We start from the raw sequence: 12363 nt of genomic DNA on the forward strand, positions 1-12363 counted from the left end.
ACCGCAGCCGGGACTTGCCTGCGTGGCACCCTTCCCCCGGGGTGTCACGCAAATTTCTATTGATGGAAATCCGCATGACCAGCGCCATTGAAACCGCGCCGCGCATGGGTGCGACACCCATTGCGAGGTTGATCGCTATCGCCATCATCAGCTTTCTCACGCTGGTCGATCTCTTCGCGACGCAGGCCATCTTGCCGTCGCTTGCGGCGGCCTATCACGTATCGCCGGGCGTCATGGGCTCGGCCGTCAATCTGTGCACGCTGGGAATGGCGATCTCTGGCCTCGGCGTCGCCCTGCTCAACCACCGGATCGGCCGGCGCAAAGGTGTGGTTCTGAGCCTTACCTTGCTGACCATTCCCACGCTGCTCCTGGCGCTCATGCCGGATCTCACCTTGTTCGCGGCCCTGCGTCTCTTGCAAGGCGTCTTCATGTCGGCGGCCTTCAGCCTGACGATCGCCTATATTGCCGAGACGGCAAGCGCGAATCTCATATCGGCAGCCCTTGCCGCCTATGTGACCGGCAATGTCGCGAGCAATCTTTTCGGCCGGCTGATGTCGGCCGCCATTGCCGATCATTTGGGCCTTCCCGCCAATTTCCTGATCTTTGCCGGACTCAATCTCGCCGGCGCCGCCCTGGCCTTCATCCTGCTCAGCGACGAGACGATGAACCGGACTGGAGCCAGGCAGAGAAACCTTCTCGCTCTCTTCCGCCGGCGCGCCCTCAATGCCAGCTTCGCCATCGGCTTCCTGATCCTCTTCGTGTTCATTGGCGCCTTCACCTATGTGAATTTCGTGCTCACGCGGCCGCCGCTCGGCCTCTCGACCATGCAGCTGGGCTTCGTCTATTTCATTTTCCTCCCCTCGATCATCGCCACACCTTTCGCAGGCCTCGCCAGCAACCGGCTCGGCGCCGGAACGGTCATCATCCTGGCTCTCCTGGTGGCACTCCTGGGCCTTGCGGCATCGCTCATTCGGGATTTGACCTTCGTTCTCGGCGCAATGACTCTGCTCGCCGCCGGCACGTTCTTCGCCCAGGCCGCCGCCACCGGCTATGTCAGCCGCAGCGCCGGCGCGGCGCGTGGTTCCGCGGGCGGCGTCTATCTCGCTTCTTACTATTCGGGCGGCCTCGTAGGCAGCATCGTTATCGGCCAGGTGTTCGACCAATTCGGCTGGACTGCGGTCGTGATCGTCCTTGGATTTGCGCTCAGTGCCGCATGCGTTATCGCTCTCTTCATGACGGAAGACGATAGCACGCTCGCATCGCAACGATAGCGATACGGCATTTCAAAGGACGAGATGCTTTTGCGATGTTGGGTCATCGCATCCACAACAGGAGACAAACATGTTCAATCGTCGCACTCTCACCATGGCGCTCGCTATGTCCGCCCTCGCTGTCCTTCCGGCTCACGCCGCCAACAATGGCGTGGTCAAGGGCAAGAGCGCCTATAAGATGGCCGAAACCATCGACCGCCTGAAGAAGGATGTGGCCGCCAAGGGCATCACTTTCTTCGCCGAAATCGATCAGGCGAAGCTCGCGGCCGATGCCGGTATCACGCTCGGGCCCTCGACGCTTCTGATCTTCGGCAACCCGGCGCTCGGCTCCCAGTTCATGACCTCGAACCCCTCGTCCGGCATCGATTGGCCGGTCCGCCTTCTCGTCATCGAGGACAAGAACGGCCAGGTTTGGACGGTCTATAACGACTTCGGCTATATCGCACGCCGCCACGGCATCAGGAACCGCGGCGCCGCCTTCAAGATGGCCTCCGAGGTGATCGCCTCGATCACATCGTCGGTGAAGAAATAAGCTCGTTGTCCAGAGCCTCGCGGGCGGCGATCGCCTGCGCACCGAACCACTCCTTGCGCATGGCTTCGCGCACCAGCACACCGAGAGCGGGCGAATGCGCCCGCTCCGTCATCGTCACCAGATTGACGATGCGCCAGAATTCCGGCTCGACGACCGGCAGGCCGATCACGCCCGGATGATTGACGCTGTGCCGCGGCATGAAGCCGAAGCCGAGCCCGGCGGCGATCATCGCCTGCGTCCAATCCTCGCTGTCGCTGAAATAGGCCGGCGATACCGTCACCCCTTGCGACGCGAGGATGCCATCGGCGTAGCCCGCGAATTCGCAGTGATTGCGATGGATATAGGCTTCACCGCTCAGATCCTTGACGCGCACCGCTTCCTGATTGGCGAAGCGATGGCTCGGATGGACGGCGATGACCATTTGCTCGCGGAACAAGGGCAGCAAATGCAGCTCCGGCCCCGGCTCCTTGCCGGGCAGGGCATAGATGGCGGCATCGATCTCACCGGCCGCGAGGCGGCGCTCGAGCTCGAAGGAGTTCGCATCCGAGAGCAGCATGTCGATCCCGGCATAGGCGCGGGGTACGGCCAGGATGAGGTCAGTGAACTGGTTCGGCGCGATGGTCGTCATGATGCCGAGCCTGAGCGTGTGCTTTTCCGCGCCCGCATATTGCCGGGCGAGCTTCAGCGCCTCGTCCGATTCCCTGGCGACCTGTTCGAGATAGGGCCGCACCATCCGGCCGAGGGGCGAAAGATTGGTGAGCCGGCGCTCACGGTGGAACAAAGGGCCGCCGAATTCCTGCTCGAGCAGGATGATGGCGCGGGAAAGTGCCGGCTGCGAAACATTGCACTTCTCGGCGGCGCGGGAAAAGTTGAGCTCCTCCGCGACCGCCAGGAAATAGCGCACTTGATGGAGTTCCATCGCCGCCTCCGCCCGCTTTGGGCGGCCCATCGTAGCAAGAGCGGCAGGCAAAGCCAGACCGGGTGCTGATGGCCTCAAATGCCCTCGATCAACTTATTGTTTTATCGAGGAATTCTCTGACCAGTCGGATGGCGGCCGGCGCTTGCGTCTCCAGGACGAAGTGGCTGGCATCGAGGAAGTGCAGCTCGGCGTCGGGCATATCGCGCCTGAAGGCCTGCGCGCCGGCCATGGTGAAGAAGGGATCGTGGCGGCCCCAGACGATGAGCGTCGGAGGCTTGTGCTCCCTGAAATAGGCCTGGAACTTCGGATAGAGATCGATATTCGTCTTGTAGTCGCCGAACAGGTCGAGCTGGACATCGAGGCTTCCTGCGCGTTGCATGAGATATTGATCGATCAGCCAGTTCTCCGGTGCGACGCGTTCGATATCCTTGTCGGACAATCCGGCAAGATACTGCAGCTTGACGCCTTCCGGCCCGAGCCAGCCCGTCAAGGCGGCACGCTTTTCCGGTGTCGGATCACGCCAATAAGCTTTGAGAGGCGCCCAGCCGTCGCTCAAGCCCTCCTCATAGGCATTGCCGTTCTGGACGATCAGCCCGGCAATCCATTCGGGTCGCTTCAGGACCAGGCGCAAGCCGATCGGCGCGCCATAGTCCTGGATGTACAGGGCGAAATGGCGCAGACCTACGGCCGCAGCAAAATTCTCCATGAGATCCGCATAGGCGGCGAAGCTGTAGGCAAAGCGTCCACGCTCGGGAAATTCGCTGAAGCCGAAGCCCGGATAGTCGGGCGCCACGACTCGATAGCGATCGGCGAGAGCGGGCATGAGGTGCCTGAACATGTGCGATGACGTAGGAAAGCCGTGGAGCAGAAGCACGGCCGGCGCATCCTTTCGGCCCGCCTCGCGGTAGAAGATCTCGATGCCGTCCACGGAAATGCGGCGATGCCTGACGATGAGGTGATCACCGCTCTCTTCCGGCTGCACACTCGTTTGGTCGACCTCCTGCGCCGCGACCGCCGTCGTCATCAATGAGGCGGCGCCCGCCAGGGTCGCGCGCCTTGTACAACTGCCTGCCATGTGAATCGATCCTTCTCGATAGGCCCGGGGTCGTTACAGGATCTCGCCGAGATGCGAAGAATGGAAATGCCGAGGATGATTTGAATCAATAGGCAGCCGGCATTGGTCCAAGTCCATGCCGGTGGCGCACACTCCCTCCAGCACAGCTCATGGAGGATGCCATGAAGAGACTTTGGTTCAGATTTTCGCGCTGGTTCCACTCATTCGACGAAACGGACGCCGAAATCGCGCGCCTCATCAAGACCGCGGAAGACGGCGCGCGCGTCGGAATGATGGGGTGGTATTAACTAGCCGCCGGCGATGCGCGGCAGCAGATACACTTCGGCATTTTCCGGGATCTTCTCGCCCCAGGAATCGCGGAAGATGCGGCCATTGATGGAGACGGCGATGCCGCGCTCGATATGGGGCCTGAGGCCGGGATATTCGGCCTCGAGCTTGGTGAAGAGATCGCGGATGTCGCGCGCCTCGACATCGACGGCGGAAGCGCCGTGGGCGGCGGATTTGAGCGCCCCCCACAGCACGACATTGACCATCAGGCCGCCTTTGCCTTCGCGGCTTTCTTCTCCGCCTTCTCGTCCAGCGCCTTGAGGATGCGCGGCGGCGACATCGGAATATGCGTCATGCGCACGCCCGCGGCGTTGGAGACGGCATTGGCGATCGCCGCCAGCGGCGGAACGATCGAGGTCTCGCCGACGCCGCGCACGCCATAGGGATGGTTCGGATTGGGGATCTCCATGATGACCGTGTCGATCATCGGCAGGTCCGAGCAGACCGGAATGCGATAATCGAGGAAGCCCGCATTCTGCAGCCGCCCATCCTTGCCATAGATATATTCCTCGTTGAGCGCCCAGCCGATGCCCTGCGCGGCACCGCCCTGATACTGGCCCTCGACATAGGACGGATGGATCGCCTTGCCCGCATCCTGGATCACCGTGTAGCGGACGACCTTGGTGGCGCCGGTTTCGCGATCGAGCTCGACGTCGCAGATATGGGTGGCGAAGGAAACGCCCGCGCCATCGGCGACGAACTCATTGTGCCCGGCGATCGGGCCGCCGGTATTGGCGGCGGCCGCCGCGATCTCCTTGAGCGAAAGCGGCGGGAAGTTGCCGGCATTGGCGCCGGCGGGCTTCGCATGGCCGTCTTCCCAGGTGACCGCGTCTTCCGGGATGTCCCACATCTTGGCGGCGCGCTGGATGAGCACCTTCTTGGCATTGCGCGCGGCGATGACCGTGTTCATGCCGGAAGAGAAGGTGACGCGGCTGCCGTCGCTCATGTCGTTGTGGCCGAGCGAGCTCGTATCGGCGACGACGCAGCGCACATCCTCGTAAGGCACGCCGAGCTCCTCGGCGGCGATGAGCGCCATGGAAGCGCGCGAGCCGCCGACATCGATCGTGCCGACCGACACCGTCACCGAGCCGTCGGGCGTGACATTGAGCGAGGTGCAGGTCTGGCCGCCGAAATTGAACCAGAAGCCGCAGGCCATGCCGCGTCCCTGATTCTTGCCGAGCGGCGCCTTCATATGCGGGTGGTTCTTAGCGGCCTCGAGCGTCGGCCCGATGCCGATCGGGCCATAGGTCGGGCCATAGGAGGACTTGGTGCCTTCCTTCGCCGCGTTCTTGATGCGGAAGTCGACCGCATCCATGCCGATCTTGGCCGCAAGCTCATCGACCACGCTTTCGACCGCGAAAGCGGCCATGGGTGCTGAGGGCGCGCGATAGGCCGCGACCTTCGGCCGGTTGACCACCACTTCATAGCCGACCGTCTTCACATTCTTGAGGTCGTAGCAGGCATAGGAGGTCATGGCGCCGAGCTCGGCCCACATGCCGAGGAAGGGACCGCCCTGATAGCGCAAGGTGGCGGTGGCCGCGGTGATGGTGCCGTCGCGCCTGGCGCCGATCTTGACGTCGATCGAGGTCGAGCTGGTCGGCCCTGAGGCCTTGAACACTTCATCGCGGGTCATGACGAGCTTCACCGGCCGGTTGGCCTTGCGCGAAAGCGCGAGCGCCAGAGGTTCGGCCCAGATATGGGTCTTGCCGCCGAAGCCGCCGCCGATCTCGGACGCCGTGACGCGCAGCTTCGCCGCATCGATGCCGAGAAGCTGGGCGCATTGGTTGCGATAGACGAAGTGGCCTTGCGTGCACACCCACATCTCGCCCTGGCCGTCCGGCCCGACATTGGCGAGGCAGGCATGCGGCTCGATATAGCCCTGATGCGTCTGCTCGGTCTTGAAGCTGCGCTCGACGATGACGTCGGCTTCCTTAAAACCCTGCTCGACGTCGCCATGGCCGAATTCGGTGCGCTTGGCGATGTTGGACGCTTTTTTCGGCTTGGGCTCGACGCCGTCGGTGAACATGTTGGCATGGAGCACCGGGGCCCCTGGCTTGATCGCCTCATCGACATCGGTGACATGAGGGAGGACCTCATAGTCGACCTTGATGAGCTTCAGCGCTTTCTTCGCCGTCGTCTGATCGATGGCCGCCACCGCCGCCACCGCATGGCCGTCATAGAACGCCTTCTCGCGCGCCATGCAGTTGACCAGGATGTCATACATGCCGGAATCGCCGTTAGTGAGATCCGGCAGATCGGCGCTGGTGATCACCGCTTTCACGCCGGGAAGCTTCTCGGCTTTCGAAATGTCGATCTTCTTGATCTTGGCATGCGCATAGGGCGAGCGCAGCACGAGGCCGACGAGCTGGCCCGGCGCGAAGGCGTCGGCGCCATAGCGGGCGCGGCCCGTCACCTTGTCGACGCCGTCGGGGCGCAGCGGGCGCGTGCCGACGACCTTGAATTTCTGACCGGTATAATTGGTGTCATAAGCCATGGTATCAGGCTCCTCTCATCTCAGCCGCCGCCGCCTGGACGGCGCGTACGATCTTGTCATAGCCGGTGCACCGGCAGAGATTGCCGGCGAGGCCGAAGCGGATCTCTTCCTCGGTCGGGTTCTTGTTCTTCTTGAGCAGAGCGCGGGCCGCAATCAGGAAGCCCGGCGTGCAGATGCCGCATTGGAGGGCGGCATGCTCGATGAATTTGCGCTGCAGCGGATGCAGCTTGTCGCCATCCGCCATGCCTTCGACGGTCTCGATCTTGCGGCCTTCGGCTTCGGCGCCGAGGACGAGGCACGAGCAGACCAGCTCATTGTCGACGATGACGCTGCAGGCGCCGCAATCGCCGGTGCCGCAGCCTTCCTTGGCGCCGGTCAGGCCGAGGCGGTTGCGCAGCACGTCGAGCAGCGGCTCGCCCGGCTCGCAGACGAAGTCGACGGCATCGCCATTGACGGTGGTTGAAACATGTACGCCAGCCATATTATTTGCCTCCTGCGCGCCGATACGCGATTTTTGCAGCACGCTTTGCCAGCACGCCTGCGACCCTGGTTCTGAATTCGATGGTGCCCCTCTTGTCGTCGATGGGCTTGCACGCGGCCGAGCAGGCGGCGCTAAGCTTTTCCAACGCTTCATCATCGAGTTTGGTTCCGATGATGGCCTTGGCGGCGGGGGCGACGAGCAGCACGGTCGGCGCCACGGCGCCGAGCGCCACGCGCGCGTCCGTGATGACGCCCTTGGCGTCGAGGACGAGATTGACGCCGGCCGAAACCACGGCGATGTCCATCTCGGAGCGTGGGATGAAGCGCAAATAGGCATCGCCGGCGCGCGCCGGGCGCTTGGGCAGCAGGAGTGATTCGACGATCTCGCCCTTGGCGAGGCTGGTGCGGCCGGGGGCCGTCGCGACCTTCTCGACCGGAATGGTGCGCTTCTTCTTCGGCCCGACGATCACCGCCTGGGCGCCCGCGGCAACGAGCGCCGGCACGCTGTCGGCGGCGGGCGAGGCGTTGCACATATTGCCGACCATGGTGCAGCGGCCCTGCACTTGCTTGGAGCCGATGAGGTTGGCCGCTTCGACGACGCCGGGCCATGCCTTCTTGACAATGCTCTTGCCGAGCTCGTTGCCCGAAACGGCGGCACCGACTTGGAAGCCGGAAGAGGTCTGCTTGATCTGGCTCATCGCCGGGATGCGCTTGATGTCGACGATCAGGTCAGGCTCGATGAAGCCGCCTTTCATCCGGACGAGAAGATCCGTTCCGCCGGCGAGTATGGCCGACTTTCCTCTTTCCTTTGCCAGAAGAGAAACCGCGGCCTTGGTCGAGCTGGGTGCTTCGTATCGCATAAATCTTGATCCACCTGGGTTGCTGGCGTGTGGCTCACGCTTGTTTTTTCGAAGGGCAAGAAGGCGAGGCCCTTCGCGAAGGGCGTGATTGTCATCCGAGAGCCCCTTTGCCGTCAATACGGCGCGACAAAGTATATCGGCTTGACACGCATTCCTTGGGAGCACGTCACGGCGCTGACAAGGTGATGAGGAATCGCAAGCTCACTGCTGCATATTTCACAATGCGGACCTTGGCCGAGCAGTCCTCCCCCCATGCCGACTGTATGAAAAATAGCGGCCCGTGATTTCGGCTTGACTTTTATATTTTATACAATGTACAGAAAACCGAACCTTTGATTCATGCTTTTAGTTAAGCCATGGCCAGATCTACGTTTTTCTGCTTCGATGCCCATACTTGCGGCAATCCGGTCCGCGTCGTGACGGGCGGCAGCGTGCCCCAGCTTCGGGGCGCGACCATGTTCGACCGGCGCCAGCATTTCCTCACGGAATTCGACTGGATCCGCACCGGGCTCATGTTCGAGCCGCGCGGCCATGACATGATGTCGGGCTCGATCCTCTATCCGCCGACGCGCAGCGACTGCGATGTCGCCATCCTCTTCATCGAGACATCGGGATGCCTGCCGATGTGCGGCCATGGCACGATCGGCACGGTGACCGTCATCATCGAGCAAGGCCTCGTCACGCCCAAAACCCCGGGCGTCCTCAGGCTCGACACGCCGGCAGGCCTCGTCGAGGCGCATTACGAGAAGAAGGGCGACCATGTCGAGCGCGTGCGCATCGTCAATGTCCCCTCTTTCCTTCTGGGCCGCGCTTTTCCGGTCGAGGTCGAAGGCCTGGGCGAGCTCGCCGTCGATGTCGCCTATGGCGGCAATTTCTACGCCATCGTCGAGCCGCAGCAGAACTATCGCGATCTCGCCGAAGTCCGCCCCGCCGATCTCTTGCGCTGGTCGCCCAGGCTGAGGAGCGCCTTCAATGCCCGCCACAGTATCGCGCATCCGGAGAACCCGGCGATCGACCGGCTCACCCATGTCCTGTGGACCGGCAAAGCGCAGACTCAGGGTGGCACGGCGCGCAATGCCGTCTTCTATGGCGACAAGGCCATCGACCGCTCGCCCTGCGGCACCGGCACCTCGGCGCGCATGGCGCAGCTCAGGGCCACGGGCCGCCTCGGCGAAGGCAGCACCTTCATCCATGAATCGATCATCGGCTCGACCTTCACCGGGCGCATCGAGGGCAGCGCCCGGGTCGGCAATATCGAGGCGATCATTCCCTCGATCGAGGGTTGGGCCCGCATCACCGGGATGAATACCATCTTTCTCGACGACCGCGACCCTTATGTCAGGGGCTTTCAGGTGAATTGAAGCGAAGCAGGCGGCGCTGATCCGATGCCGCAATCGACGTTGAGCCTCGCAAAACAACAGTAGTCAAAATCGGCTCGTGCGTCGTACTATGGTTGGGCTCTCATGGAGCTTACATTGGAACGCCGCCTCGCTGCGATCCTGGCTGCCGATGTCGCCGGATATTCTCGACAGATGGCTGTCGACGAGACCGGCACTTTGGCGCGACTCAATCATGTCAGAACCGAGATAATAGAACCCAAGGTCGATCAGTTCCGTGGGCACATCGTGGGCTCGGCGGGAGATAGCCTGCTTGTCGAGTTCAATAGCGCCGTAAGTGCTGTTGAGTGCGCGGTAAAGACGCAAGACGCCCTTGCAAGCTGGAATGAAGGATTGTCGGAGGAGAATCGTGTCATATTTCGCATGGGCATCAATCTCGGCGACGTCATTGCAGACAGGGACACGATATTCGGCGATGGCGTAAACATCGCCGCGAGGCTGGAAAAGCTGGCCGAACCGGGCGGTGTATGCGTAGCGCACAGCGTTTTTGATCAGGTCAAGGGCAAGCTCCCCTATGCCTACGACGATCTCGGAGCCCAGCAGGTCCACAACATACCGCAACCAGTTCATGCCTACAGGGTGAAAATCCGCACACTCATTGAATCGGCGCAAAAGTCGCCGTCCTTGCCGGACAAGCCGTCAATTGCCGTCCTGCCCTTCAACAACATGAGCGGTGATCCTGATCAGGAGTATTTCGCAGACGGCATCGTGGAGGAGATTATCACTGCTCTCTCACGCTTTCATGGCCTGTTCGTCATCGCTCGCAACTCGAGCTTCACTTACAAGGGTCGAGCCGTTGACGTGAAGCAAGCCGGCCGCGAACTCGGTGTACGCTACGTCCTGGAGGGAAGCGTGCGTAAGGCCGGTAGCCGCGTGCGAATTACAGCTCAGCTGATCGACAGCTCCTCAGGTGTGCATCTGTGGGCAGATCGATACGAGGGCGCATTTGAGGACATCTTCGACCTACAGGACCAGGTTATGTCCAAGGTCGTGGGAGCAATTGCTCCGCAAATCGAAAGAGCGGAGATCGAGAGGACTAAGCGGAAGCCGCCCGAGAATCTGGACGCGTACGATCAATATCTGAGAGGCATGGAGGGATTCCACAAATTCTCGCGAGAAGGAAGCAAAGAGGCTTTGTCCCACCTTTATCGAGCGACGGAGCTCGATCCGAGCTACGCTGCCGCATATTCGATGATCGCCCGGATATACGTTCAGCGGAATGCGGGAGATTGGGCTGAGGACCAGGCTCATGAGGTGGCCGAGACGGAGAAGGTGGCGATCAAGGCCGTGGAGCTGGATCGCAATGACGCCGTTGTGTTGGCCAACGCCGGATTTGCGTTTTGCGACATCCTCGGTCTCGTCGAGGAAGGTGATGCGATGATTGACAGGGCTTTGGAGCTAAACCCCAATCTCGCATGGATATGGCTTTACAGCAGCTGGACGAAAACCTCGCTGGGTCAGCCCGAGATCGCGATTGAACACATCCAACGCGCTTTGCGGCTGAGCCCCAACGACCCTCTGACCTTCAGCTTCCACGCGGCCAAAGCCTGGGCAGAATTTTTCGCCGGCCGTTTTTCAGAAGCATATGCATCGGCGGAGAGCGCGATACGCCAGCGTCCTGGCATGTTGCTCTATACGTGCATCGCCGCCTGCAGCGCAGCATTGGCCGAGAGACATGATGATGCACGTAGAATTGTGACACGAATGCTGCAAGCCAACCCGAGTGTGAACGTCGCCAAGGCGAGTAAGCTCATTCCCTTGCGCCGCGCCGAAGACAACGCCCGATGGACAGAAGGCCTCCGCAAGGCCGGCCTGCCGGAATAGCCTGTATTGGAGAGGCGCTGGCGGGATCGATCCTAAATCGTCAGGTTTATCCGGCCGCCGAAGACCCGGTAATGATCGACATGGGGCGGGCGGTCGACGAGGAAATGATCGTCTTCGGGATAATAGACCGCGATCTCGGGCTGATCGCCGGCAAAGGCCTTGATGGCCTCCATCGACTCCCACCAGCTCAGCGTCGTGACCTCGCTCACCCCGTCGCCAAGTGCCCGCATGAGGATCTGAAAGCCGAGATTTCCCGGAGTCTTGCCATAGTCGACCGCGCCGGTCCGGTTGAAATAGGCGAGATACTCAACCTCCTCGGCCGTTCTCAATCGTCCGCTCCAGCGGCGCAGGATCACTTGCTTTCCATTCATGATTTTATCTCCAGCTTGCGCTCACCTGATGGTGCTCCGCGCCAAGCGTCGTTCGAGCGCATGACTGAAGGCGGTGAGCAAGGTTGTCAATGTGAGATAGATGCCGGCGACCGCGATAAAGACCGGCACAGGCCGGAAGCTTTCGGCCTGCACGCGATTGCCGACGAGCGACAATTCGACGACGCCGATGACGTAAGCGAGGCTCGAATCCTTGAGCAGCGCGACGATATTGTTGACGAGCGGCGGCAGGGAGAGGCGGATGGCTTGCGGCAGGATCACCAGCACCAGCGCATAGAAGGGCGGAAGGCCCAAGGCCTGCGCCGCCTCGCGCTGGCCCTTCGGCACGCCCAATATGCCCGCCCGGATGACCTCGGAATTATAGGCGCCGACATTGAGCGAAAGAGCGAGCACCGCCGACCAGAAATCGGAAAGCTCGAGACCGGGCAGAAGCGCCGGCAAGGCAAAATAGACGAACAGGATCTGGACGAGCAGCGGCGTGCCGCGAATGACCCAGAGATAGAATTGCGCGATGCGTTGGATCACGGGTTGATGCGAGAGCCGCATCAGGGCCACGATCACGCCGGCGAGAAGCCCGAGGCTGCCCGATGTCAGCGTGAGCAGCACGGTCATGCGCGCGCCATTGCCGAACTGCACCGCCGCCGGCCCGATCGGATCGGGCATGGCGGCAAGCGGGATCGGCAGCAGCCAGAGAACGACCAAGAGGCCCAAGGCCGCGCCCAGCATGGCGCGGCCCTCCTCGTCGGGCGTGAAGTCGGGAAGGAAGCGGCTTCGCGACAGAGTATGCATGGCGGT

13 protein-coding genes are annotated in these 12363 nt (G+C 62.0%); 5 read left to right on the forward strand and 8 right to left on the reverse strand.

Annotation, left to right across the window (positions count from 1 at the left end; genetic code table 11):
- Positions 1-74 precede the first annotated feature (74 nt).
- Together DS839_RS23095 and DS839_RS23100 are read left to right on the forward strand one after the other, a co-directional pair.
- Positions 75-1271, forward strand: a complete 1197-nt coding sequence (locus DS839_RS23095; protein ID WP_162918743.1) for an MFS transporter — start codon at positions 75-77, stop codon at positions 1269-1271.
- Between the two features lie 70 nt (positions 1272-1341).
- Positions 1342-1803: a DUF302 domain-containing protein gene (locus tag DS839_RS23100; protein ID WP_119272842.1), complete on the forward strand. Its 462-nt coding sequence runs from the start codon at positions 1342-1344 to the stop codon at positions 1801-1803.
- Here the strand turns inward: DS839_RS23100 and DS839_RS23105 are convergent.
- The gene (locus tag DS839_RS23105; RefSeq protein ID WP_119272843.1) at positions 1781-2722 is read right to left on the reverse strand and encodes a LysR family transcriptional regulator; all 942 of its coding nucleotides are present in this window, start codon (positions 2720-2722) and stop codon (positions 1781-1783) included. The genes DS839_RS23100 and DS839_RS23105 overlap by 23 nt on opposite strands.
- Positions 2723-2810: 88 nt before the next feature.
- The gene (locus DS839_RS23110) at positions 2811-3797 is read right to left on the reverse strand and encodes an alpha/beta fold hydrolase (protein WP_368911853.1); all 987 of its coding nucleotides are present in this window, start codon (positions 3795-3797) and stop codon (positions 2811-2813) included.
- Between the two features lie 161 nt (positions 3798-3958).
- Here DS839_RS23110 and DS839_RS37015 point away from each other — a divergent pair, with 161 nt between their 5' ends.
- Complete coding sequence (locus DS839_RS37015; RefSeq protein WP_368911854.1) at positions 3959-4084, forward strand: hypothetical protein; 126 nt, start codon at positions 3959-3961, stop codon at positions 4082-4084.
- On the opposite strand, the gene DS839_RS23115 is transcribed toward DS839_RS37015, so the two are convergent.
- The 4 genes from DS839_RS23115 to DS839_RS23130 are packed head-to-tail and all read right to left on the reverse strand — an operon-like array spanning position 4085 to position 7958.
- Positions 4085-4330 (reverse strand): MoaD/ThiS family protein, encoded by a 246-nt coding sequence (locus DS839_RS23115; RefSeq protein WP_119272845.1) that lies wholly within the window; start codon positions 4328-4330, stop codon positions 4085-4087.
- Positions 4330-6618, reverse strand: coding sequence for a xanthine dehydrogenase family protein molybdopterin-binding subunit (locus tag DS839_RS23120; RefSeq protein WP_119272846.1), 2289 nt, complete (start codon positions 6616-6618; stop codon positions 4330-4332). Before DS839_RS23120 ends, DS839_RS23115 begins: the two co-directional genes overlap by 1 nt.
- A gap of 4 nt (positions 6619-6622) precedes the next feature.
- On the reverse strand, positions 6623-7099 hold the full coding sequence (locus DS839_RS23125) for a (2Fe-2S)-binding protein (protein WP_119272847.1): 477 nt from the start codon (positions 7097-7099) through the stop codon (positions 6623-6625).
- 1 nt (position 7100) lies between these two features.
- Positions 7101-7958: an FAD binding domain-containing protein gene (locus DS839_RS23130; protein WP_119272848.1), complete on the reverse strand. Its 858-nt coding sequence runs from the start codon at positions 7956-7958 to the stop codon at positions 7101-7103.
- 356 nt (positions 7959-8314) lie between these two features.
- Here DS839_RS23130 and DS839_RS23135 point away from each other — a divergent pair, with 356 nt between their 5' ends.
- Positions 8315-9319, forward strand: a complete 1005-nt coding sequence (locus DS839_RS23135) for a 4-hydroxyproline epimerase (protein ID WP_119272849.1) — start codon at positions 8315-8317, stop codon at positions 9317-9319.
- Positions 9320-9433: 114 nt separating this feature from the next.
- Complete coding sequence (locus DS839_RS23140; protein WP_368911855.1) at positions 9434-11179, forward strand: adenylate/guanylate cyclase domain-containing protein; 1746 nt, start codon at positions 9434-9436, stop codon at positions 11177-11179.
- Between the two features lie 32 nt (positions 11180-11211).
- On the opposite strand, the gene DS839_RS23145 is transcribed toward DS839_RS23140, so the two are convergent.
- Complete coding sequence (locus DS839_RS23145; RefSeq protein WP_368911856.1) at positions 11212-11550, reverse strand: antibiotic biosynthesis monooxygenase family protein; 339 nt, start codon at positions 11548-11550, stop codon at positions 11212-11214.
- A gap of 21 nt (positions 11551-11571) precedes the next feature.
- The gene (locus DS839_RS23150; protein WP_119272851.1) at positions 11572-12357 is read right to left on the reverse strand and encodes an amino acid ABC transporter permease; all 786 of its coding nucleotides are present in this window, start codon (positions 12355-12357) and stop codon (positions 11572-11574) included.
- Between the last annotated feature and the right edge of the window lie 6 nt (positions 12358-12363).

The organism is Taklimakanibacter deserti (genome assembly GCA_003574785.1).

Coding starts and splice junctions, on each gene's coding strand:
- DS839_RS23095 (WP_162918743.1), top strand. CDS start 75: ATGACCAGCGCCATTGAAACCGCGCCGCGCATGGGTGCGACACCCATT.
- DS839_RS23100 (WP_119272842.1), top strand. CDS start 1,342: ATGTTCAATCGTCGCACTCTCACCATGGCGCTCGCTATGTCCGCCCTC.
- DS839_RS23105 (WP_119272843.1), bottom strand. CDS start 2,722: ATGGAACTCCATCAAGTGCGCTATTTCCTGGCGGTCGCGGAGGAGCTC.
- DS839_RS23110 (WP_368911853.1), bottom strand. CDS start 3,797: ATGGCAGGCAGTTGTACAAGGCGCGCGACCCTGGCGGGCGCCGCCTCA.
- DS839_RS37015 (WP_368911854.1), top strand. CDS start 3,959: ATGAAGAGACTTTGGTTCAGATTTTCGCGCTGGTTCCACTCATTCGAC.
- DS839_RS23115 (WP_119272845.1), bottom strand. CDS start 4,330: ATGGTCAATGTCGTGCTGTGGGGGGCGCTCAAATCCGCCGCCCACGGC.
- DS839_RS23120 (WP_119272846.1), bottom strand. CDS start 6,618: ATGGCTTATGACACCAATTATACCGGTCAGAAATTCAAGGTCGTCGGC.
- DS839_RS23125 (WP_119272847.1), bottom strand. CDS start 7,099: ATGGCTGGCGTACATGTTTCAACCACCGTCAATGGCGATGCCGTCGAC.
- DS839_RS23130 (WP_119272848.1), bottom strand. CDS start 7,958: ATGCGATACGAAGCACCCAGCTCGACCAAGGCCGCGGTTTCTCTTCTG.
- DS839_RS23135 (WP_119272849.1), top strand. CDS start 8,315: ATGGCCAGATCTACGTTTTTCTGCTTCGATGCCCATACTTGCGGCAAT.
- DS839_RS23145 (WP_368911856.1), bottom strand. CDS start 11,550: ATGAATGGAAAGCAAGTGATCCTGCGCCGCTGGAGCGGACGATTGAGA.
- DS839_RS23150 (WP_119272851.1), bottom strand. CDS start 12,357: ATGCATACTCTGTCGCGAAGCCGCTTCCTTCCCGACTTCACGCCCGAC.